The following is a 22,982-nucleotide window of genomic DNA, read 5'->3' as shown; positions in this document are numbered from 1 at the left end:
CAATGAACGATACCGAAGGCATCCGCGCACCGGAAACACGCCGCCCCCGCTTCGCGCGCCCGCGGCATCGCGTGACACTAGCCATCGACGGTCTGCCGCCGGCGCTGGCGGCGCTCGCTCCGGGTTGCGTGCACGCGATTTACGCTGAGCCATCACCGGCACGCGATGCGCTGCTCTGGCAGACCGCGGTCCCCGCGCTGCGCGGCCCCGCGACCGTCCTGTCCACGCGCGATGCACCGGACATCGCGGCGGGGCTGCGCCAGCATGGCCTGGACATTGACGCCCCGGGATCGCTGCACCGCAAGGCCAATCTCTGCTCGCTGCGCACCCTGCCTGGGCGGCCGGGCATCGACGTCCTGCTCGAAGCGCTCCAGTCGCTGTCCGATCGATGCGCCGCGCACGGCAGCCAGTTCCTCGTAGACGGCGCGGAAGCCTTCTTCTCGTGGCACGATGGCAATGCGCTGCAGCAGGAAGGCGCTCGTCTTTCCGCCTGGTGCGCGCGGCGACACCACGGCGTGCTGCTGATATTGGCGCCGCCGGCGACAGAGGACAATCGCGCTGCTACCGATCTGCATGCCTTCCACGGCCGCTTGGCTGGCGTCGTGCGGCTCACTCTGCGCCACGCTCAGCGCGCGTGGGAAGTCGCGTTCTGGCGCGATCACGACGCCGTCGTGGCAAGCGAGACGCTTGCGCTGCGCTTTTCGCCGCGCGACCATCGCCTGATGGTGGCAAGCGATGCGGTCACCGGCGCCACGGAGGAGGCCGGTCTGCTGGCACCCGACGAGCAGCGTGTGATCGTTGCCCGCGATGCGGTGATACGCGAACGCTGGATACCCGAGCACTGGGAGGTGGTCGACAGTAATGAAGCCGTGGCCGCCACCGCGCAGAATGCCGTCGCCGCGACGGTGATATTCCATTACGGCGGCCACCAACAACTCGAAGGGCTGGCACGACAGGTCCATCAGTTGCGCCGCCGCTGCGGCGAGGCCTTGAAGATTGTGGTGCGAGAAGACGGGGAAGCCATGCGGCAGCACTATGAACTGCTGGTCCTGAACCTCGGCGCCAACCTGGTCATTGGGCGCCGCACGACGTTCGCACGTGGCGAGGCAATCCTCGAAGGCATCCAGGGTCAGCTATTCTCGCGTCCGGTCCCTGCCGACTGCCAGACCGCGCTGTCCGCCGTAGTCTCCGGCGCCGCGACCGGCTATGTGCCGGCGGGAGAGTTCGTCGAGCTTGTGCGTACTGCGCTTGCGCGCAGTCGCACCATTCGTTTGCCGCACGTGCTGCTACGCTTGCCATTGCTGCCTGAGGTGGCGCATGTGGATGCGCTGCGCGCCTGCCGCATGAGCCGTGTTGGCGATATCTGCACTGTGGGTTCGGACAGCGTGTACGCGTTCTTCTTTGCCTGCCGGATGAATGATATGGACGGGGTATGCAAGCGGGTCTTCCAGCGCCCGTTGGTCGATCTGTTCGCGGGAGAACTGCGCTGCGGCGACCAGGACTCCATCACCGCTTTGCTCGAGACGTTGGAAACCGATGCGGCCGGTCGCACCCTGCCGGATTATCGCGGCTGGCTGGCGCTTCATCTGGACGCCCCTGCGGCAGCCGCGACGACGCTGGCCCTGTCCGGCGAGGTAGAAGCCATGAACGCGCTCCCACGTAGCGACGCGCTCCTCCCGTCACCAGGCCGATGCGCGTCGCCGCGCCAGTTGCCACGGCCACGCGCGGTACCGCTGAAGCCCCGGGGCCTATGACGATGCGTCAAGCAATCAGGCCGCATATGGCAAATGCTGGTCTTTATTTGCCGCACAGGGCCTCGCTGAACTACCGCTCACCGGCGCTCGGAGGACCTGAGGAAGGCTGAAGAGATCTCCCGGGCCAGAAGGTCAAGGGCTTCCAACTCACTCTCCGACATGCCGCCCGCGCAGGTGGTTGACCCCCAGTCGCCGCAGATGATGGCGACGCAGCGATTGTGCACGTCCACGGGCGCGAGCAGGATGGACTTCGCGTCTGGCAGTTGCTCGCGATACCAGCGCGGCACCCGGTGCGCCACTTCCTTGTCGAAGGTGTCCGCAAACAGCAGCGGCTTGTGCGCGATGGCGGCGAAATGAAAGATGTCCGGAACGAACCCTTCCTCGAACGACAAGGCTTCCAGCTTTTCCCGCATGCCCTCGCCAAAGGCGACACGTGCTCCGAAACGCTTGGCCGCCGGGTTCAGGAGCATGAGAAAACAACGCGAGAAATTCAGTGCCCTCATCGCTGACTCGAGCACCAGCGGGGCCAGTTCGGAAACCGGAAGATTGCCGCCCGTGCGTTTGATTTCAAGGAGACTTTCCTGAAGTCGCTTGAGGACGTTGTGCGGTTTGCCGGAATGATGGGGTAGGGGCGCTTCGGCAACATCATGCGACTCGGATCCGGCGATGGAAGCATTGAGTTCCCGGGCTTGCCATACCGCGGCATCGACGACGGATGATTGCAGCCCCAAGGCCTGCGCATGGCTTTGCAGCAAGTCATGGATGACCTCCTCGGGCTCCCCCCTGGAAAGCAGCGCCGCGGCCCGGGAGGAAATCTCGGCGATCGCGCCCAGCCAGTCTCCATGGGAGTCCAACACCATTTCCGTGTCGAGGTGCTTGCGCGTCATCGACCTCGCGATCAGGGCAGGCAGCCGCCATTTCACCGCGGCCGCTTCGGCGATTTCCTCCAGGGTCACGCCGAGGATACGCTCGCAGGCCTCGCTTTGCGCGATGGCGTCCTCGGCGCACAGAGCTTCGATCCGTGCCCATTCGTCAGGCAGGTAGAACACCAGCAGCAACCGGCTTATGTCGTGCATCAAGGTGCAGACCACCGCTTCCTCCGCCTGGTTGATGCCTTGCGCGCTGCTTAGTGCACGCGTGAACTCGCCGGCGACAAGCGCTTGCTGCAGTGCCCGCGCGGCTTGCGGGCGCTTGGGTGCTGCGCCACTGAAGTAGTCCAGTAACTGGACGCCGAGCGTCAAGTGGCTGATCGCATCGACGCCCAGGATCAGGATGGCGCGAGATACCGTCGTCACCTCGCCGCCGAACGAGTGGTACATGGCCGAATTGGCCAGGCGGATGACCTTCTGCGACAGGCTGAAGTCCGAGAGCACGCCAGCGGCCATCTCGCCGACGCTGATGTCGCTGTTCAGCGTCTTGAAGACGTTGTCGAAGCAGAATTGCAGCGTGGGGAAGTCTCCCTGCCTGGCCATTCTGGTCCAGAGTTCTTCGAATAACTGTTTCTTTTGCGTCACGGCGTCTAGTCCAGGAGTACTTGCGCACTGTCGAGTTGCAGCTGGCCGGTCTGGATAGCATTCTCAAACTGGGTTGGGCTCATCGCCTTGGCGTAGCGCCAGCCCTGGACCAGATCGCAACCCTGCTCGGCCAGCAGATGGCTCTGCGCATCCGATTCGACGCCCTCCGCGATCGCCACCAGGCCCAGTTCACGCGCTAGTGACAGCACCGCGGACACGATGGTTCTGGCGTGCGGCGAGTTCATCATGTCGGCGACAAAGCTCCTGTCGATCTTTAGCACCGAGAGCGGGAAGCGGCGAAGGTAGGACAGGCTGGAATAGCCGGTGCCGAAGTCGTCGACGGCGAAGCGCACGCCCAATGCACGAAGCTCGATCAGCAGGTCTTCGGCGGCCTTGGGGTCGGTCATCAACGCCCCTTCCGTAATCTCCAGAAACAATCGATTGGCGCCGATGCCGGATTCCGCGATCGCCCGTCTGACGCTGTCGGCGAAGCCGGGGTGCCGGAACTGGACGGGCGAGACATTCACCGACATGTAGTCGACATGGATGCCCAATGCATCCCAGCCCGCAAGCTGCACGCAGGCGCAGCGCAGCGCCCACGCTCCCAGGTGATTGATGAGGCCGTTGTTCTCGGCAATCGGGATAAACACATCCGGCGAAACGATCTCGCTCTCGCGTTCCCATCGCATCAGTGCCTCGACAGCGCAGACCTTGCCCGAACCGGGCCACACGATTGGCTGGTAGCACAGCAGGAATTCTCCGTTCTGCACCGCCTCGAACATGCCCTGCTCAATGCGGAACTGTTCGTCCAGGCGATGCTCCAGCTCCGACGAATAGACGCAGTAGCGATTTTTGCCCTGCGCCTTGGCGTCGTACATGGCAAGGTCGGCGCACCTGAGGAGCTGAGAGGTGGACCGATGCGAATCATCCCAGAAGGTAAGCCCGATGCTCGTGGTGACACGAACCTGGCAACCGGACAGCTGAAAGGGCTGTCTGCAGGCGTGTGTGATTCTTTCAAGCATACCAATGGCGGCAGCCTCAGATGTCATCCCATTCAGGAGCAGTACAAACTCGTCGCCGCCAAGCCGAGCCACCGTATCCTGCGGGCGCACGACGTCTTTCAATCGCATGCTCACCTGCTTGAGCAACGCATCTCCGAACTCGTGGCCTAGGGAATCATTGACCTTCTTGAATCCATCGAGGTCCATCAGGGCGATAGCAAACGGCGCCTTTCCCTTGCCGTCATCGGCAAAATACTCGGCGATGCGCTTGCGCATCAGAGCCCTGTTGCCGACACCGGTCAGGGGGTCGCGAAAGGACTCATCAACGAGCCGCTGTTCATTGTCGACCCACCGCGTCACGTCGCTGCCATACATCAGCAGGCACGAACTTCCGTCTTCGCTTGCGTGGAGACTCAGACGGATATCCAGCCATCGGCTTCCACTGATGCCACCTGCGAAGCGCACCCTGTACCACTTGTGGCAACCGTCTCGCTCGCAGCCCTGGAGCAGTTCGGCAAGTCGTTCCCGGTGTTCGGACGAAACTATGTCCAGTATCGAGGACCTGAGCAGGTACTCGCGCGGGTAGTCCAGCAATTGTGCCGATGTCTCTGTCGCTTTCAGGATACTTCCCTGGGCATCGACCAGCAGGGCGAGCGCCCCTGACACCTCAAGCAACGCCAGGGCGTCCCGCTCCGACATATCGCGCAAGAGATGTGGGCTGCGGACCGATGATGACCAGTCGGCAGGCTCGTCTGCGAGCACTGCGTCATACGTAAACGATGTCATGGAGTTCATTAGCTCGAAGTCCTTGCAGACGAAATCGCCTCAGCCATTCTGCTCAACCAGATAAACCGGGTCATTCTGTGTTTGCGTAACGACGTCTCCCGAGGGACGCAGCGGTGCGGGCAGCGCGGGAGGTACCTCGGCGTCGCTGCGCTCCAGCATGCGGGCCAGCCGCGGCCAGCGCCGAGCGGCGGCATGGAAGACCTGCTCAGCCTGCTGGTCGTAGTACCGTCCCGGTGCGAAGCCCTCTACCTTCTGGCCCAGTGCCTCGATATCGCTGCTGACGGCGCATGCCGGGTGCGATTGCGCAGACTTCATAGCTTACCTTCCAGCCATATGCCGTCCGCCCCGCGGACAACATAGTCATTGCGGCGCCTGAGCATGACAGTGTCGTCCCCTTCGCCAATCATCTGCGTCTGGGGCAGGTCGTTCGCATACTGAGGCAGCGCGGGCGCACCGGGCCGGAACGGACTGTCGGCCACGATATTCGAAAGCAACTGCACCAATGCAAGGAAACTGCTCGGCGCCTCGATTGTCACCGGCTGGCCCGCCGCGGGCGCCGGCAGGCCTACCAGTTTGACGCCCACCGGGACATGCACAATGCGCGGCGACGGGATCTCGCGCATGCCGGCGATCTGGTTTTCGTCACCGCGCAGCGCTGCCCCGTGCTCGGGCACGAAGACGACTACCGCCTTTCGCCCCGAGCGGCCAATCAGCTCGATCAGCTTGTCCACATCGCCCAGCAACTTGTTGATCCGAAGCGGATAGGACTCGAGGCTGGTCAGTTTCTGGCCAGGCAGGCGATTGCCGTCGTGCAGGGACACGGTGTTGTAGTACAGGGCCATCGGGCCGCCTTTTTGCACGAGACGGCCCTTGTACCAGTTCTCCAGCACGGCATAGTCGTCGAGGATAGGCGAGTTATCGAAGGCACGCATTGCCACCGGCAGCCCCGCGGTCGGCTCGGGCTTCACATCCGGCACGCCGATTTCCTTCTGTACGACGTCGAGGAAGTTGTCGAAGTGTCCGTCGTGATTCATCAACATCTTTACATCAAAGCCGGCCAGGGCCAGATCCTCGAAGAGGTGGCACTGTGCCGGCGCCTGACTGTAGAGCGCCTGGTGCGATTGCTGGCCGCACGAAGCGCGCAGCAGCCGGATGGCTGCCGGCCCGCTATAGCTTGCCGCGGAACTGAAGTCCTTGAACAGAAAGTCGAAGCGCGACAGCAGCGGATGATTGCGCGCCTTCGCGACATCGAGATCGTCCCAGGCGAGCGAGCAGATATGCAGCACGATGATGTCGAACTGGGCGTCGGGGGCTGCCGCGAGCTTGCCGAAGCTCACCTGCCGCTTCGATTCCTGCTCGCGGAATCCTGCCAACTGGGCATCCTTGTCGCCGGCAACTGCCGCACTGTCCACGCCGGCGGGGCCGGGGGTGCCCGCCGTACCGCCCGCTATCCGCGTAGCGGCCGTGCCAGCAGCGATGCCGCCGACCTGCTGCCACATCGGCACCACCAGCAGCGCAAGCAGAACAAACGTCGAGACGCGCACCCAGCGGTTGACAATGGCGTATGCGATTAGCGCCGCCATTGCCGTGACGATCATCTGATGGCTGATGACTCGCTGGGACAACTCCAGCATGTAGGCAGGCGTGAAGCTCTGCAGATTTGAAAACTGGGAGGCTACGCGAGCGAAGGGCGGCAGGTTTGATTCCCAGTACAGCAAGGCGGCACCCGCAGGCAAGGCCAGGCACTGCCGCAACAGGCGCAGCCAGCGGCGACGCAGCGGGAACAGCAGCACGGATGCGAACAGAATATTGAACAGCCATTTCGGTGCGACCTGTCCGGTCGCGTACAGGTAGAGCTTGGCTGCGAAGTAGAGGTTCCAGAGTCCCATCGTGTCGAGCGAGATCAGGGCTGGCGCGGCCGCGGCCGCGCAAAGAATGCGTCAACCGCATCCATGAAAGCGTCGTAGAGCCGCAGGAGACCCTGATAGCCCATCCCGACCACGTCCTTCAGGCCACGCAGCGGCACGTCGGTCTGCTGCCCCTCGTGCCACTCGAGCCAGGCGTCGGCCCGCCCGAATGTGCATTGGATAAGCTGGATCTCCATGTCGGTCGTCAGTTCGTCGAGCTTCACGCCCAGGCGGTAGTTGTGGTAGCGGGTCACGGTAGCGGGGAAGTGGTATTGCTGGCTGCCGCGCGACAGGCAGACGCCGACGCGCATACCGCCCTCGAGGCGAGCTTCGACCGGCAGCACCAGTCCGAGCCCGCCCATCGAGTAGTTCTCGGTATGGCAAGCGAGCGTCTTGCCATCCGGGAGCAGCAGCGTGGCCGGCACGCGCATCGGGATGCGGTGCGACACGCGCACCTGCCTTGCCTCCTTCGCCACGCCGACGGCGGCCCCCAGCATGATCAGGTTCACCAGCGCCCATGCCATATTCATCACCACCGTCGCGGGTTCCTCCGTGCGCCAGAGCAGCAAGCGGCCAAGCCCGAGGGCAAGGCCCAGCACGTTGATTCCCAGCAGAACAAGATACGGCTTCGAAATTGTCCAGTCGAGAAACTCCTCCTCGATCTGCCCGCCCTTGGCGGTCACGTTGAACTTGCCCAGCTTGGGGTTGATGAAGGCCACTGTGGTCGGCAGCACGATGTACCAGGCCAGTACCGATTCATAAACCTCGGCCCAGAACGAATGCCGGAACCTCCCTTGTATCCGCGAGTTGGAGATATTTGCGATGCAGATATACGGCAGCACGTAGGCCGCAATCTGCACGGCGGACGTATTGATCACATGCAACTCGAAATAGAGGTACGCGATCGGCATGGTCAGGAAGATCAGCCGTGGAATACCATAGAAGAAATGCAGCATGGCGTTGCTGTAGCAGATCCTCTGGAACACGCTCAGCCCCTTGCCGAGCAATGGGTTGTCGATCCGGAAGATCTGCGCCATGCCACGCGCCCAGCGGATGCGCTGGCCGATGTGGCCGGACAAGCTTTCGGTTGCGAGACCAGCAGCCTGCACCGTGCGCAGATATGCCGTGTTGTAGCCGAGCCGGTGCAGCTTGAGGGCAGTGTGCGCGTCCTCGGTAACGGTTTCTACCGCGATGCCACCGACTTCCAGTAATGGCGCGCGCTTGATGACGGCGCAGGAACCGCAGAAGAAGGTCGAGTTCCAGAGGTCATTGCCATCTTGAATGAGGCCATAGAACAGGCTGCCTTCATTGGGGACACGACGGAAGGTGTCGAAGTTGCGTTCGAACGGGTCTGGAGAAAAGAAATGGTGCGGCGTCTGCACCATCGCGCATTTGGGGTCTGCGACGAACTCGCCCATCGTCATTTGCAGGAATGAGCGTGTCGGGATGTGATCGCAGTCGAAGATGGCGATATATTCGCCCTGCGTTTTCGGTATCGCCTGGTTGATGTTGCCAGCCTTTGCGTGGCGGTTGTTGTCTCGCGTGATGTAGCCGACGCCGGCTTCCCTGGCGAAGGCCTGAAACTCGTCGCGCCGACCGTCGTCGAGGATGTACACATTGAGCTTGTGAGCGGGCCAGTCGATGCTGCGCGCGGCGAACACGGTCGGGCGCACCACGGAGAGCGGCTCGTTATAGCTGGGGATGTAGATATCGACTGTCGGCCACAGTGCGGGGTCGGCCGGCAGCGCGCGCGGCTTGCGGTTCAGCGGCCATGCCGTCTGGATATAGCCGAGGAACATCACCAGCCAGGTGTAAGCTTCCGCGGCAAAGAGCAGGTAGCCGATCACCGCTTCGGTCGCGGTGTGAAGGTCAAGGGTCTGGGTCGAGCGCCACCAGATGTACCGCCCCGCCATCAGTAGCGCCAGCGAGATCATGACTAGCGTTGGCAGCCTGCCGGGGATGCGGCGCAACAGCATCACGCCTGCCCATACCAGAAGGAACAAAATGACCTGCCCGGTCAGCGGCAGCGGCGTGGTGCAAATGACGATGTTGGCGATGGCGGCGAGCAGCAGCAGCGCCGGCAGAGCGAAAGGGATCTTGGCTAGCGCCACGGCAAGCCGTTCGAGATGTTGGCCACCGACGATCCAGCCAATGCGCGGCAGGCGCGCCGCGATGCAATCACGCCTTTGCGCCACCCACTGGTAGCCCGATGCCAGCCAGCGGATTTTCGTGCGCCGCACCGGAGAAGACTTGACCTCTGGCCGCAGCGGATTGCGCCGCTGCGTTGTTGCGGCAATGCGGCGCCGAGGCTTCGGCGCACGCAAGACCAAGCGCAGCAGCCATGCGCGCGGAAGCGAATTCCTGCCGAGCCCCAGACGTTCCGCCACGCGTCGGCTCAGTGCATGGATCCACAATGCAGGCAGGTCCGGGCGGCCTGGTCGCGGTGGCTGGAAGAACAAGCGAAGCAGCCATTGCTGGTTGCCTCCTGGCTCGCCCAGCCCGGCAATGCCCAGTTCGCGCGCCAGAACGCGCCCTATGGCGACACCCCATCGCCGGAGCATCTGCGCGATCACGCCGGCGCTCCCTGTGCGCCGCCGTTGATCCATCCTGAGACCCATGACGCCAGGCCGTGCAGGTCATGCGCAGCCTGCGAATGCGGCGAAGTCAAATGGAAGGCTTCGTTGCGCGTAAACGCCTCCGGCACACCCTCGTCCTGGTGCACGGGATACGGGAGCATGGCCGGCCCCAATGTGGTGCGCAGCAGCGCCATGATGTCCGCATGCAACTGGCGTGCCGGATTTACCAGGTTGGCCACATAGGCGCAGGGCGTACCGCTGGCCACCATTGCTTGGCGAAAGCCCTCCAGTGTGGCGCACACCGCGGGCGCGGGCGGCGTGAGCACAAGCACGAGATCCGCCGCCGCGATGGCCTGGCTGGCCTGCACCGAGGGCCAGGTCGCCGTGTCGACGAGCGCGACACCGTGAGCTGGCAGAGCGACAAGGGCCAGCCTCTTGCGAAGCCAGTTGGGGTCGCGATCCATGCGTGCCAGTGCTTCGCCGTCGACGCCTCCCCTGCCCCACGGGACGAACAGGACCCCGTCGTCGCTGACAAAGCCAGCGTCGGCCCAGGCCTCGGACGCCGTCGCCAGGATGCGCGATGACAGGCCCGCCTTTGGGGGCGTTTCCATGCCGAAGTACATACCGAGCACGTTGCGCGGGTCGCACTCGATGGCAAGTACCGGATTGCCACGCGCGACCAGCAGTGACGCGAGCTCGGCGGTTAGCGTGGTCCGGCCCGCGCCGCCAACCGTCGAGACGATGGCGAGGATCTTCACCGGCGCGTCTCTCCCTGGCCGCGCCAACGCTTGCCATGAATCACGATGCCCTCGAGCTGTTCAGGCAGCCGCGCGATGCGGCCAGGCCAGCGCAGCAGGCCGATGCGCCACACGAGCCACGCCAACGGCACTGCCAAGATCAGCCCCCAGACAAAATAGCCGAGAAAAACACGCATGATCGCCATAGAAACTGTTTCCGAATGGGCGAAGGCGGCCCTGCCCACGCACCTGGCCGCACCCGATGTGGAGCAGAGGGACTCTGTCCGTTCTGACGTCCGGCCCGCAACTAAGCCTTCTGCCTCATTTGCAAGCCCATATAAATGCCCTCCTACAAGCCCAGCGTAGGATCCGCCTCCCCGAAATCTATTCGTTAGCGCATCCAGGTCGCAGCCGTAAGTTACTAGTGCGCCACACAGATCAGCGTTAAGGCCAGGTGGTTCCTGAACGGCTCGGACGACTGGGGAGACTCCACTGGTCCGTAGAGAGATCCCACGATTCATCGCTTTGACACTTTCGGGGCAGACGTCGGCGATGGAGAAGGCAAGCGCTATCCCTCCGAATATCGGCCGGCGCCTCGCATTCTTTAGGGTGAAATGGAGAGGATCAGAAAAACGCAGGAGAAACTTGTCATCGGACGGACGCCGCGTTAAGTGGCGCGTCCGTCTCAGACCGGCCAATTGTGGAGGTTGGGTGAAGGTGCCAGGATTTTGCCCCTCTGGTTTACTACGACGGTACAGTCACTACACTTGGTATGGGTCGCGCGAGTCAGGTGCGCGGCCCTCTCAATTGCTCCCACGCTCTACACGCTGTCGGAAAGAGCAGTTACACGCTGCGTGCATTGTTCGTGCGGCATGCTGGTCTCGCTGGTCAAACAGGAGGATGCAATCATGCAAACTGTGATAAGGAGATTTTCCGGAAAGGGTGCAAAGGAGTTGTTCGATCTGCTGGAGACGCGCACGGCTGAGGTCGAAGAACTGATGCGTTCGGTCAAAGGCTTTGTCGGCTACACCCTCGCACGCAGCGGCGATGGCGGATTCTCGGTGACTGTTTGCCAGGACAAGGCAGGCACTGACGAAAGCGTGCAGAAGGCGAAGGACTGGATCGCGAAAAACGCCGGAAGCACGGGCGTGGGCGCGCCGGAGATATCGGAGGGATCAGTCCTCATTCACCTGAAGTAACATTGCCTTGCGACTGGCAGCGCGTGAGTTCAGCGGGCGGATGGGGACGTACGCAACCGGCCTCACCGTCCGCTCCTCACGCCCACGTCTTGCTGGGTTCGTCCAGACCTGCAAACGGACCCACGTCCGTATTATTCCGAAAAGCGGAGCGGGCAATTTTCTTCTTTATCGAGTCCAAGGGAAGTCCCTTTTCGACCACTTCGTCCAGTCAGTCCCCTCCGAAGCGCGCCGCTGTGGCGTTCTCGCCTAATGTGGACCCTCGGCGAGATAATCGGGCCGTTCTCAAGTGATATGGGCGCGTTCTCACGTAATGATGGTCCCATCAGCGCCGATCTAATCGGTTCCTGCGATTTATGTTATCGGGCCACTACACCTATGTGCCGACCAGCGCCGATCTCGCATCGAACGATGGCATCCCTCCATCGCCCCTGAATACGTTCATTGCGTCGCCACTTGGCCCCCGCGTCGGCGCGGTCTCATGGATAAGCACCGGCGTTCGGAGTGAGGATGGGGCTGGCGTGCACTGTTTCCAACACGAGCTGCATTTCCCTGAGAAAATGCCCCCAATGATGATGCGACTTTGACACAGTGACACGACAAGCTTTCGGTAAAACGTGGTGGGGTGAGCAGTGGCTCAATGCCCTGACCCACATCGACTACGACAACCGCCTGCCGCGCGGACGAACCTACGCGAACAAAGGGGCAGTCAAGGATCTTGTCGTCAGGGATGGAACCATTCACGCCCTGGTGCAAGGCTCCCGGCCACGCCCCTACCAGGTGACGATCGCCGTGCCGCCACTCTCAAGGAAGGATTCGACACGGCTTCTGGATGACATCGCGACCGATCCTGCCTTGATCGCCAAGATGCTCAATCGGGAACTGGATCCGACAGTTCTGGATCGGGCTCGTAAACTTGGTATTTCCGTCTTTCCCGGGCATTGGAAGGACCTGGATATGCAATGTTCCTGCCCGGATTGGGCCGTGCCTTGCAAACACCTGGCTGCAGCCATTTACCTGTTGAGCCGGGAGATCGATGGCAATCCGTTCCTGGTGTTTGCATTGCGGGGCGTCGACCTGGCGCAAGCCTTAAAATCACGCGACATCCATCTTGAACCGGGAGCCGGGGCTGTCCTGCCCGCATTGGCCGAGCTGCTGCCGACAGCAGCGGACATGCCGGCTGATGCAGGAGATCTTGCTGCGCTTGATCAGCTCGATCTGTCCGCGATTCCGGACGTGATCGCTCCGCTCCTGCACGTGCTGCCTGCACACCCCACATTTTTCACTAATGGAGATTTTCGCCAAACGTTGCAGCGTGTCCTGGTACGGGTGGGCAGGGCGGCGCGACAGGCCATGGATATCGGCGCCGCTGAGGGGATCACGCTTGCCGCGGATGACCTGCCGATGATTACGATGGACTCGGAATTGCGCGCGACCGTGTCCGGTACCAAGGACATCGCCACCATTGATGCCTTGGAAACTGCATTGGCCCACATTGAAGCCAGCAACTTGCCAGACCTGCAGCCTCGCGTGGCGGCTCTTTTCCACGTGCGGCTGATAGCGCTGCAGTTGCTCGCACGTGGCGCGGTGGTCCCCCAGATCTTGGCCGGGGATGCTGGCACAGTGGTGCTGCGCTGGCTTCCGGCCACGCTCGACGGGGTCGTGCTCGACCTCATGCAGCGCCTCGGCGCTGCGTTGCCATCGGGCATGCTCAAGACGGGGAAGGGACGGAAGCGGGCGGTGCTTACGCGCGAGGCTCAGGCAACATGCCTGTGTTCCCTGTTTCTGAATCACTTCGTCCATGCATGGTCAGGTGGCGCGGGCGAAAAACCTCTCGGTAATAAGACGCTGGCTCTGTTCTTCTGCACAGGGCGAGCAAGCTACTCCGGTCCGGGTGAGGGCGAGATCGCTGCCGGCATTCACACCTGGCTGTCCCGATTCCATCTGGCGCACCGGGAATATGCACCGGTGTTGTGCATCGAGGAGGGGAGGGCCGGGCATTTCGGATTGTCACTTATGGTCGAGCATCGCTCGGCAGTACTGGAGACGCCGGTATCCCTGGCAGCGATTCTCACCGAACAGGCCTGGTCGAAGGCACGATTTGGCATTCTGCAAACGATCGCGCTCTTGGCCGAGTGCTTCCCGCCGATCAATGCCTATATTAGTGCTAGCGCCAAGGCACCTATCAAGATTGCCGCGGATGCGCTGCCGGGCTTGCTGTTCGACACGTTGCCAGTGGTCCGTTTACTGGGTATTCGCGCGCTGTTGCCGAAAGCGCTCGAGCGGTTGCTGCGCCCCCGCTTGTCCATGCAGATCAAGGGCAAGACCGCTGACAGCAGTGGCTTCTTTAACGCCGACGATATATTTGCGTTTGACTGGAACGTGGCCGTCGGTGACCATCTGCTGACACTCGCCGAATTCGAACGATTAGTCAAGGATGCCACGGGCGTCGTACGATTCAAGGGGACCTATGTCTATCTGGATCCGAACGAGGTCGAGCGCCTGCGCGCGCAGATGGCCAATCCATCGACGCCTGCCGGCGCTGAGTTGCTGCATATCGCGCTGGCGGGGGAGTTCACCGGGACGACTGTTGGCCTGGATGGCAAGGCCAGGAAAATCATCCAAGACTTGCTGCAAGCGGGCACGGTGCCTTTGCCGCGTGGTATCGACGCCACCTTGCGCCCATACCAGCAGCGGGGCTATGCCTGGCTTTATCGGAATGCGCGAGTTGGCCTTGGCAGCGTGATTGCGGACGACATGGGTCTGGGCAAGACACTACAAGTCATTGCGACCCTGCAAAAGCTCAAGGAGGATGGCGCACTCGACGACGCCAAGGCCCTGGTCATCATGCCGACCAGTTTGTTGACCAATTGGCAGAAAGAAATTGGCCGTTTCGCGCCCAGCCTGAGCGTCGGCATCTTCCATGGCAGCAAGCGTGAACTCGGCGCAGTCCGGCCCGACGTCCTGCTGACGACCTACGGCATCGCCCGAACGGCCGCGACTGCCTTGCGTGCCTTAGCGTGGCGCGTAGTGGTGGTGGATGAGGCTCAGAATATCAAGAACCCAGCGGCCGCCCAGACCAAGGCCGTGAAAGCGGTCCCCGCCGCCAGCCTGATTGCCATGAGCGGCACGCCGGTGGAGAACCGCCTGTCCGAGTACTGGAGCATCCTGGATTTCGCTAACCGGGGTTATCTGGGAAGCCTGAGTCAATTCGTGCGGGACTATGCGACGCCTATTCAAATCCAGCGCGATCAGCATGTCGTGCAGCGCTTCAAGCGGGTGACGGCTCCCTTCCTGTTGCGACGCCTGAAATCTGACAAGGCCATCATCAGCGACTTGCCAGACAAGATCGAGCAGGATCAATTCTGCACGCTGACCAAGGTGCAGACGGCTCTGTATCAATCGGTGGTACAGGAAGGGTTGCGAACCATCACGGGGGAATCCGACACGTTCAAGCGCCAAGGCTTGGTGCTGCAGATGATGCTGGCATTGAAGCAGATCTGCAATCATCCCGCGCTATATCTAAAACAGGGGCAGGTCGATGCAGCGGCGTCTGGCAAGGCTGATCGATTTCTTGAACTCATTGACGATATCCACGCGAGTCATGAAAAAGTGCTGGTATTTACCCAGTTCCGCGAGATGGGCGACTTGCTATGCCGTTGGTTACAACAGCAATACGGCCGAGATCCGCTATTTCTCCATGGCGGTGTCCCGCGGGCCAGGCGGGATGCGATGGTCGAGCGATTCCAGAGCGACCGAACTGAACGGGTGTTCATCCTGTCGCTCAAGGCCGGCGGGACCGGGCTGAACCTGACGGCGGCCTCCAATGTCATCCACTACGACCTGTGGTGGAATCCTGCCGTCGAAGCCCAGGCCACGGATCGGGCCTATCGCATTGGCCAGCAGCGCAACGTTCAGGTCCACCGCTTCATCACGCGCGCGACGTTTGAAGAACGTATCAACGACATGCTTCGTGCGAAGCGGGAACTGGCCGACTTGGTGGTTGGTACTGGCGAACAGTGGATCGGCAATCTCAGCGGGGAGGACCTCAAGGCACTGTTTAGCCTGTCGGAACGTTGAGCGAGCATTGACTAGATGCTTTTCCCCACACTTTCCTCACGCGACGCATCACCGCCCTCCAGGCGCGTTGCCGTTCGCGCGTCGCCGTCCTACAACTAAAAGGTGGGCCGGAAGGCACCGGACCGCAATTGTCGAGGAGAAGCATCATGTGCCGCTGGCTAGCCTACTCGGGCAAATCCGTTCCGCTGGAAACGGTGCTGTTCCAGCAGGAACACTCGCTGATCGACCAGAGCTTGAATTCGCGGCTGGGTCATACCACCACCAATGGCGACGGGTTCGGCGTCGGCTGGTACGGACGTCACTCGGAGGTGCCGTTCCGCTACCGCTGCCTGCACCCGGCCTGGAGCGACACCAACCTGCGCGAGACGGCACGGGCGGTGCGGGCGCCGCTGTTCGTCGCCCACGTGCGCGCGGCCACTGGCACAGCGACGCAGGAGACCAACTGCCATCCGTTCCGCTTCGGCCGCTGGCTGTTCGTCCATAACGGCCTGATCCGCGAGTACCCCCTCGTGCGGCGCGACCTGATGATGGCCGTGGCGCCGCACCTGTTCCGCTGGATCGAGGGTTCGACCGATTCCGAGGTGATGTTCTTCCTGGCCCTGACTTTCGGCCTGGAGCGCGATCCGCGCGGCGCGCTGGAGCAGATGGCCGGGCTGATCGAGGACGTCGGCTACCGCCACAACGTGCAGTTTCCGCTCAACATGACCGTCTGCGTGACCGATGGCCAGCAGATCGTGGCGGCGCGTTATTCGAGCGAGGCGGACTCGCGCTCGCTGTTCCACAGCACCTCGTTCAGGCAGTTGCGCGCGCTCTACCCGGACGAGCCGCGCATCATCGCCGCCGGCGACGACGCCTTCCTGGTGCTGTCCGAGCCGCTGATCGACGTGCAGGGGGTGTGGGAGGAGATTCCCGAGGCGACCATCCTGGTTGCCCGGGGCGGAGAAATCGAGCACAACCGCTTCTTGCCGCGGCTGCCGGACCAGTCGACGTAGGGGGCAGCGTTAGGGGCACCGCAAGGCTCAATGCCCCACCGCGATATGAGCACGTAAGCGATTGCTGGCCTGCGTGGCCTTGTGCGGGCGCCGTGCGACGAAGTGCTCCATTGCGCCGATCGGGACCGACTGCTGTCATATGCGCACCAGTGGTTGTATCAGCATCGACTGCTCATCGTGCATGAGCGCGCCATCCGAAGCCTTGTCGCTGCGGCATTGACCGAGATTGAGGCCGGCGCCGCCGCCTCGATCCATCCGGCGGTGCGTACGTAGCGCCGCACCCCTCGCCGGAGCACTGCAATCGCCGCGGCAGCATGGTACTGAGCCAATACCCATACTTCGCGCATTTGCACCTTTGAAAAAAGCCCGCGCGACCGGGGGGAGTCGGACTGCACGGGGTGAATGCGAGCCGGAAACAACCCTTGGCCAAGGTATTCCGATATCGCATGAAAGCGGGATCAAACCATCGGAAAGTTCTAAAACATTGCAAGACATTGCAAGACATTGCAGGCAATGGCTAAGAAGATCCGGGACAGGCTTTACAAGCGGCAACAGCAAACGCTGGCGTGCAGGATTCTTTGCATGATTGCGCAGGGCGCACCTCGAAAGACAGCCGGAAGGTAGCTACCATAGATTCCGAATAATGAGAATCAACCAAATGCATTGGTGAATTCACGTCATCCAAGAGGTTAGGTTTACTATAACCAGAGTACCAATCAGATAACATGGACGTGGGGCGTGAATATTCGTCGCCATTGGTCCCAACAAAAATGAGACCTTGGTCCATATCCTTGTCCGGTCCTGGTTTGTAGGCTTAAGAAAGGGAGTTCCATCATGAAGGGAGTTCCAATCTTGAAAACGCTAGCTGATCTGAGCCTGTCGCGTCAGTTTCTGATTACCAGCCTGCCCGTTCTGCTGTTCGGAATGATTGTGATCGGCACGCTGGTCAGCCAGGAAGTGGAGAATGGCGTGGTGAACCGTCTTGGCGGGGTCACGGGCCTGTACGTGGAGAGCTTTGTCGCGCCACACGCCCAGACGCTGCTTCACGCCAGTGACCTTAGCGAATCGGATCGGGAAGCGCTGGGCAAGCTGCTGCGCAATACGCCGCTCGGCGAAAAGATCGTGGCTTTCAAGGTCTGGCGCCCCGATGGCCGGGTACTGTATAGCAGGAACCCGCAGATGATCGGGCGTAAGTTTCCCGTCGAGGAAGGCCTCGAGACTGCGTTGGCCGGCAGCGTTCACTCCAAGATCAGTAGGTTGTCGAGCGAGGAGAACCTGTTCGAGGCCGGCAACTGGCGTCAACTGATCGAAACCTATGTACCGATCCACGGTGACGGCACCGGGAAGGTCATCGCGGTGGCGGAGTTTTACCAAACCACCGATGAAATGGAACGTGAAGCATGGGCGGCGCGACGTAATAGCTGGTGTGTCGTGGCATTCACTGTGCTGACCATGTATCTCCTTTTGTTCGGCCTGGTGCATCGGGGCAGCCGAACCATCGGCCGGCAGCGGCAGGAGCTGAAGGACAAAGTGGCACAACTGTCGGAGTTGATCGGACAGAACGAGAGCCTCCACGAGAAGGTCTGGCGCGCGGCCGTCCGCAGCACCGCGGTCAATGAGCAGTTCCTGCGGCAGATCTCCGCCGACCTGCATGATGGACCCGCGCAGGACATGGGGCTTGCGTTGATGCAGTTCGAAGCCCTTGCCGATCAATGCCGGCGTTGTCCAGGAGGGCACGGCCAGGTGCAGGCTGGCGGCGTGGATTCCATACGCTCGTCGCTCAAATCGGCACTGACCGATCTGCGCACCATTTCCGGTGGCCTCCGCTTGCCGGATATCGATCAGCTCCCCATCGCCGAGGTCGCGCGACGCGCGGTGCGCGACTACCAGCGAAAATCGGGCGCGCGCGTGACGCAGCGCATCGAAGAGGTGCGTACCGAAGACTCTCTGCCTGTCAGGATCGCGCTCTACCGCTTGCTGCAGGAAGCCTTGTCCAACGGCTTTCGGCACGCTGGCGGATGCGGGCAGCAAGTCAATGTCAGGGAAGTTGACGGTAACTTGAAGATCGAAGTGATGGACACGGGTTCAGGTTTCGATCCGGTCGTTGCCTCGAAGGGCGGCGGCCAGGGCCTGGTCGGGATGCGTGAGCGCGCCGAGATCCTCGGCGGCTCGTTCGAAGTCATCAGTTCGGCAAGCCAAGGGACCGTCATCCACGTGAGCCTGCCACTGGGCGTGCCGGAGATGCAAAATGCGTGAGCCAGTCAGAATCCTCGTCGTAGATGACCACCCGCTGTTCAGGCAAGGGGTGGTGCTTTCGCTCAATGCATCGGCTGAGTTCACCGTCGTCGGCGAGGCCGGTTCCGGCGAGGAGGCGCTGGCGCTCGCCCGCGAACTGCTCCCCGATATCGTGCTGCTCGACATCAGCATGCCCGGGTGGAGCGGGCTGGTAACCGCGGAGAAGATCGCGACCGCCTGCCCGGCGACGGCCATCGTGTTGCTGACGGCTTCCGAAGACCAGGATATGTTGCTTGGCGCCTTCAAGGCCGGCGCGCGCGCCTACGTCCTGAAGGGCGTCTCGGCCCAGAAATTGCTGGATGTCCTGCGCTCCGCACTCCAGGGCGAGGTTTATGTATCGCCGCCACTGGCGTCGGAAATGCTGGCATCGCTGACGCGCAGCCGCGCACCGGATCCCCTGCAGGAACTGACGGAACGGGAGCGCGAAATTCTCGGGCTGATCGGCGTTGGCATGACGAACAGGGAAATTGGCCAGCGTGTATTCCTGTCCGAGAAAACGATAAAGCACTACGTCACGAACATCCTTCAGAAATTGCAGGTTCGCAGCCGGGTCGAGGCCGCGCTCCTCGCTTCGCAGCGCTAGCTGCCCACCCCCCACCAGAGCCATTGACGCGCGTTCCAGGGTATCAAGGATCGCACCCGGTGCGGACCGCCGCACGATTTCTCCGGCGACGATGCCAGGAGCCTGCGGCATCTCGCTACGTGGAAGCCCGGGATCCTGCGGCTCAGATGGGCAGCCGGCGTATCCTCGCCGGGTCCGGCCTCTGCGACAACGGTGAACTCAGTCGATGCATTGAGCGAAAGCACCACTCCCTGGCTGAATAGAGGGTGGTCGTCGTAGTCGCGCGAGTGGAATTAATCCGATCGTCGCTCAAATCTGCCCTGGCCGATCTGCGTGCCATTTCCGGCGGCCTCCGGTTGCCGGATATCGACCGGCTTCCCATTGCCGGACCCGGCAAGGATATGGACTAAGGTCTCATTTCGTTGAGACTAATGGCGAACCATAGTCCCTCCCATCGCCCATGTTATCTAGCTCGTCACCACACTATAGTAAGCCTAACGCCTTGGGCAATGCATGCAGCAGAATGCGTATGGTTATTTCCCATCGCTGGAAAACGATGGTAGGTGAATTCCGGCTCTCTTGGGGAGATGCGCAATCAAAGAAACCCCCTCGCCGGATTCGTTTGCGGCCACTGCCGCGTGCAGGCCGGATGCTTGCCCACTGCCATGAAATGCCTCGGCATTGAGCCGATGCCGGGGGCCGGGCGCCGCGCGCCCAACCAGAATTGATGCAAAGGAGGTAGATTGACATGACTGAAACTCGCTCCCGGCGTCGTATCATGGCGCACACCCTCTGGCTGGCCGCTGCTGCCGGCATCACCACACTACTGGTCGCCTGTGGCGGTGGCGGCGGCGATAGTGCACCGGCACCTTCAACGCCCGCGCCGACTGCGACGCCGACGAGCTTCAGCGGCACGATTACCGGATTCGGCAGCCTCATTGTCAACGGCGTACGCATCGACAATAGCGCGGCCAAGACCACCCTCGACGACGACAATCCCAATGCCGGTGCCGATGACATACGCCTTGGCATGGTAGTGGCAATCGAAGGCGAGCGCGACAACAGCGGGGCAACCGGCCGGGCAACCAGCATCGCCGCGCGCAGCTTCGTGCAGGGGCCGATCTCCAGCATCAACGTCGCGGGCAACACGCTGACGGTGCTAGGCGTGGTGGTGACTGTCTCGCCATCCACAGTCTTCGACGGCAATGGCCTGACCGGGCTGGCCGTGCTGTCGATCAACGATACGGTGGAGGTCCACGGGCTTCCCGATGCAACCGGCGCCCACCTGAAGGCCACCCGCATCGAGAAGAAAGCACCCACGGCCGAGATCCGGCTCACCGGTGTGGTGCAGGGCGCGACCGCCACCAGCTTCACCATAAACGGCATCACGGTCCAGTTCACACCGGCAGCACTGGTGAACCTTCCTAGCGGCGTCATCAACGGCGCTGTTGTCCGGGTGAAGGGAACGCTGACCGCGCCGACGGTCATTGCGGCCGCCAGGGTGCGCGGCACGACCCTGATTCCAGCGATCCCGCAGGGCCAGCGGGCAGAGTTGGAGGGCGTAATCACGAAGTTCACTTCGGCCACAGACTTTGAGGTGTCCGGCCTGCGGGTGACGGTGCCATCCACCGCCACGGTGAGCGGTACGCCAACACTCGGCGCCCGTGTGGAAGTGAAGGGGGCCGTCGCCAACGGCGTACTTGTGGCTACGCAGGTCGAGGTCGAGGACGAAGCCCATGAAGCCAACGAAGCGAACGAACTGCATGGCACAATCTCCAGCCTCGACAAGGCCGCGCAAACCTTTGTCCTAAGCAGTGGCGGCGGCGTGACCGTGAAATGGAATAGCGCAACGGTCTTCGACAATGCAACCCTGCCGCGGGGCGCCGACGATCTCGCGGCCGGCATGCGCCTGGAGATCCGAGGGAAGGTGAGCGGCAACGTGGTGCTTGCGAGCCGCATCAAGCGGGACAACTAGGCTGTAGGCGCCGGCAGCGGAGGGTGGCAAGCAGGTTGTTATGAAGCGGGCGCGGTTGCTGAAATTGTGCTAATTCTACTAGGCAATCCGCCCGTCAACGGACGTGTAATGAATCCCGGTGCGCAAAGGCAGCATCTAGAGCCCCTGGGGGCGAAGCAAACTCACTTCAGAGGCATTGCTTCCCGCCTATCGCGATGGCCCGGTGGGGTTCACGGGCTAAAAGCGAGTTGTTCAGAACATCTTTAAATCTGGAAGACTGGAGCTAATTATGAGTGACATGCTTCAATATGGAAATTATTATGGTTCTGTCGAATATAGTGCTGCCGACAGGTGTTTTATAGGAAAGCTTGAGTTTATTGATGATATTATAATATTTGATGGGACTAGCGTGCCTGAGCTCGAAGCGGCATTTCGGGATGCAGTTGACTCGTATATTGTATTTTGCGAATTGAGGGAAAAGGAATCTTGCACTGCCTATGAAGGAGGCATAAAAATTCGAATTGGGTCTGAACTTCATAGAAAAGCCGCGGTGTCGGCTAAAAAAAATGGCAAGTCACTAAATGATTTGGTTAAGTATGCGATTGAGAAGGTTCTATATGAAAATCCTGAGTCTCATGGGTAGCTGAATCATTGTTGATATAATGATTCAGGTCCTTGGAGAAGGAGTGCTCCGGACGCAGGGTGGGATCGTTGTTGATCGGCGAGGTGCCGGTAATCCGACCCTGGAACAGCCGCTGACGGTCGGGTAGCGATAGGCCTTGCCAAGCGATACGCGATGATGCCATCGGATCGCCATGTTGGGAGTGCGTGGGCCGGTCTGATGACCGCCAGCAAGGTCGCCATCACGGTCGCTATCAAATCCGTGGCGCGAAGCGCAGGCTGGCCGCGCTTCCAGGGTAGACCTCGTGGTTGTTCCCGCATCCTGTATATCCTGGTTGCAGAATGGATGCGCCGCACCCGGGTGCTTCCGAGCGCGCCTCAGAACCGTACCGCCGGTTGCGCGGCGCCGGGTACGACTGCCCCCGGAGACGCGGCGGCACCCCCTGCTCCCGCAGTCCCACCAACGCCCCCAACGCCCCCAACGCCCCCAACGCCCCCCACGCCCCCAGCGCCTTTGACCACCGGCGCGATCATCTCCTGCGGCGGCATGAATTTCCACTCTCGGTATGTAGTCTTGCCCTCGAAGTCCTGAAAGCGCAGGTCGAAGTTGCCGATCTTGATCGGCTTGCCGTTCGACATGCTGTACACGCCCATGATGCCGGGGCCCGGCACCGCCTGGATCGTTCCCCACCCGTCCTCGCCGGTGAGCGGATCCACATAAAGCTTGCGCAGGTGGCGGCGCGGGGTGGGATAGCGCGGATCTTTCAGCAACGCCTGCAGGCTCGGCGGCGTACGCGGCTGGCCGGGCGGGGTCGCGTTGGCGTAGCTGATGAAGGCGTCGCGAAACTCGGTGCCGATGGCCAGCAGTTCTTCTTCCGCGGCGCGGCGCTGCGCGACCGCGCCCAAACGGAGTGTGGCGGCGGCTGCGACGCCGATCACCGCCACCATCAGGACTAGGCCGATGTAGCCGAAGCCGCGTGCGCGTCTGGTCGGGCGGGCCATCATGG

Annotated in this window: 16 protein-coding genes and 1 pseudogene; 9 read left to right on the top strand and 8 right to left on the bottom strand. The window is 61.9% G+C overall.

Annotation, left to right across the window (positions count from 1 at the left end; genetic code table 11):
- Positions 1-2 precede the first annotated feature (2 nt).
- The gene (bcsE, locus tag ACGLHR_RS12730; RefSeq protein WP_400094198.1) at positions 3-1,754 is read left to right on the top strand and encodes a cellulose biosynthesis protein BcsE; all 1,752 of its coding nucleotides are present in this window, start codon (positions 3-5) and stop codon (positions 1,752-1,754) included.
- Positions 1,755-1,831: 77 nt separating this feature from the next.
- Here the strand turns inward: bcsE and ACGLHR_RS12725 are convergent, their stop codons facing one another.
- The 7 genes from ACGLHR_RS12725 to ACGLHR_RS12695 are packed head-to-tail and all read right to left on the bottom strand — an operon-like array spanning position 1,832 to position 10,481.
- The gene (locus ACGLHR_RS12725; RefSeq protein WP_400094258.1) at positions 1,832-3,226 is read right to left on the bottom strand and encodes an HDOD domain-containing protein; all 1,395 of its coding nucleotides are present in this window, start codon (positions 3,224-3,226) and stop codon (positions 1,832-1,834) included.
- Positions 3,227-3,273: 47 nt separating this feature from the next.
- Positions 3,274-5,064 (bottom strand): putative bifunctional diguanylate cyclase/phosphodiesterase, encoded by a 1,791-nt coding sequence (locus ACGLHR_RS12720; protein ID WP_400094196.1) that lies wholly within the window; start codon positions 5,062-5,064, stop codon positions 3,274-3,276.
- A gap of 30 nt (positions 5,065-5,094) precedes the next feature.
- Positions 5,095-5,370 carry a hypothetical protein gene (locus ACGLHR_RS12715; RefSeq protein ID WP_400094194.1) on the bottom strand — a complete coding sequence of 92 codons (276 nt, stop codon included), beginning with the start codon at positions 5,368-5,370 and terminating at the stop codon, positions 5,095-5,097.
- Positions 5,367-6,944, bottom strand: a complete 1,578-nt coding sequence (gene bcsG, locus ACGLHR_RS12710; RefSeq protein WP_400094192.1) for a cellulose biosynthesis protein BcsG — start codon at positions 6,942-6,944, stop codon at positions 5,367-5,369. The genes ACGLHR_RS12715 and bcsG overlap by 4 nt, the downstream gene beginning before the upstream one ends.
- Positions 6,945-6,958: 14 nt before the next feature.
- On the bottom strand, positions 6,959-9,523 hold the full coding sequence (gene bcsA, locus ACGLHR_RS12705) for a UDP-forming cellulose synthase catalytic subunit (protein ID WP_400094256.1): 2,565 nt from the start codon (positions 9,521-9,523) through the stop codon (positions 6,959-6,961).
- An 8-nt stretch (positions 9,524-9,531) separates the two neighbouring features.
- Positions 9,532-10,296: a cellulose biosynthesis protein BcsQ gene (bcsQ, locus tag ACGLHR_RS12700; protein ID WP_400094191.1), complete on the bottom strand. Its 765-nt coding sequence runs from the start codon at positions 10,294-10,296 to the stop codon at positions 9,532-9,534.
- Positions 10,293-10,481 carry a hypothetical protein gene (locus ACGLHR_RS12695; protein ID WP_400094190.1) on the bottom strand — a complete coding sequence of 63 codons (189 nt, stop codon included), beginning with the start codon at positions 10,479-10,481 and terminating at the stop codon, positions 10,293-10,295. Before ACGLHR_RS12695 ends, bcsQ begins: the two co-directional genes overlap by 4 nt.
- Before the next feature lie 702 nt (positions 10,482-11,183).
- Here ACGLHR_RS12695 and ACGLHR_RS12690 point away from each other — a divergent pair.
- From ACGLHR_RS12690 to ACGLHR_RS12655, 8 genes and pseudogenes are all read left to right on the top strand, one after another.
- Positions 11,184-11,474 carry a hypothetical protein gene (locus ACGLHR_RS12690; RefSeq protein ID WP_318232931.1) on the top strand — a complete coding sequence of 97 codons (291 nt, stop codon included), beginning with the start codon at positions 11,184-11,186 and terminating at the stop codon, positions 11,472-11,474.
- Between the two features lie 588 nt (positions 11,475-12,062).
- Positions 12,063-15,551 carry an SNF2-related protein gene (locus tag ACGLHR_RS12685; protein WP_400094188.1) on the top strand — a complete coding sequence of 1,163 codons (3,489 nt, stop codon included), beginning with the start codon at positions 12,063-12,065 and terminating at the stop codon, positions 15,549-15,551.
- A 146-nt stretch (positions 15,552-15,697) separates the two neighbouring features.
- Positions 15,698-16,543: a class II glutamine amidotransferase gene (locus ACGLHR_RS12680; protein WP_400094186.1), complete on the top strand. Its 846-nt coding sequence runs from the start codon at positions 15,698-15,700 to the stop codon at positions 16,541-16,543.
- A 72-nt stretch (positions 16,544-16,615) separates the two neighbouring features.
- Positions 16,616-16,804 (top strand): annotated as a pseudogene (locus ACGLHR_RS12675) (hypothetical protein); the annotation flags it as partial.
- Positions 16,805-17,395: 591 nt separating this feature from the next.
- A complete protein-coding gene (locus tag ACGLHR_RS12670) occupies positions 17,396-18,799 on the top strand; it encodes a sensor histidine kinase (RefSeq protein ID WP_400094184.1) in 1,404 nt (467 codons plus the stop codon).
- Positions 18,792-19,421, top strand: a complete 630-nt coding sequence (locus ACGLHR_RS12665; RefSeq protein ID WP_400094182.1) for a response regulator — start codon at positions 18,792-18,794, stop codon at positions 19,419-19,421. The genes ACGLHR_RS12670 and ACGLHR_RS12665 overlap by 8 nt, the downstream gene beginning before the upstream one ends.
- Before the next feature lie 757 nt (positions 19,422-20,178).
- Positions 20,179-21,375 (top strand): DUF5666 domain-containing protein, encoded by a 1,197-nt coding sequence (locus ACGLHR_RS12660; RefSeq protein ID WP_400094180.1) that lies wholly within the window; start codon positions 20,179-20,181, stop codon positions 21,373-21,375.
- A gap of 268 nt (positions 21,376-21,643) precedes the next feature.
- Positions 21,644-21,997, top strand: coding sequence for a type II toxin-antitoxin system HicB family antitoxin (locus tag ACGLHR_RS12655; RefSeq protein ID WP_400094179.1), 354 nt, complete (start codon positions 21,644-21,646; stop codon positions 21,995-21,997).
- Positions 21,998-22,353: 356 nt separating this feature from the next.
- Here ACGLHR_RS12655 and ACGLHR_RS12650 read toward each other — a convergent pair whose 3' ends face one another.
- Positions 22,354-22,980 (bottom strand): type II secretion system protein, encoded by a 627-nt coding sequence (locus tag ACGLHR_RS12650; protein ID WP_400094177.1) that lies wholly within the window; start codon positions 22,978-22,980, stop codon positions 22,354-22,356.
- Positions 22,981-22,982 lie beyond the last annotated feature (2 nt).

Source organism: Cupriavidus sp. CuC1, assembly GCF_044627735.1.
Classification (GTDB): domain Bacteria; phylum Pseudomonadota; class Gammaproteobacteria; order Burkholderiales; family Burkholderiaceae; genus Cupriavidus; species Cupriavidus ulmosensis.
Note: the sequence above shows the minus strand (reverse complement) of the source record. Positions and strands in the feature narration are given on the sequence as shown.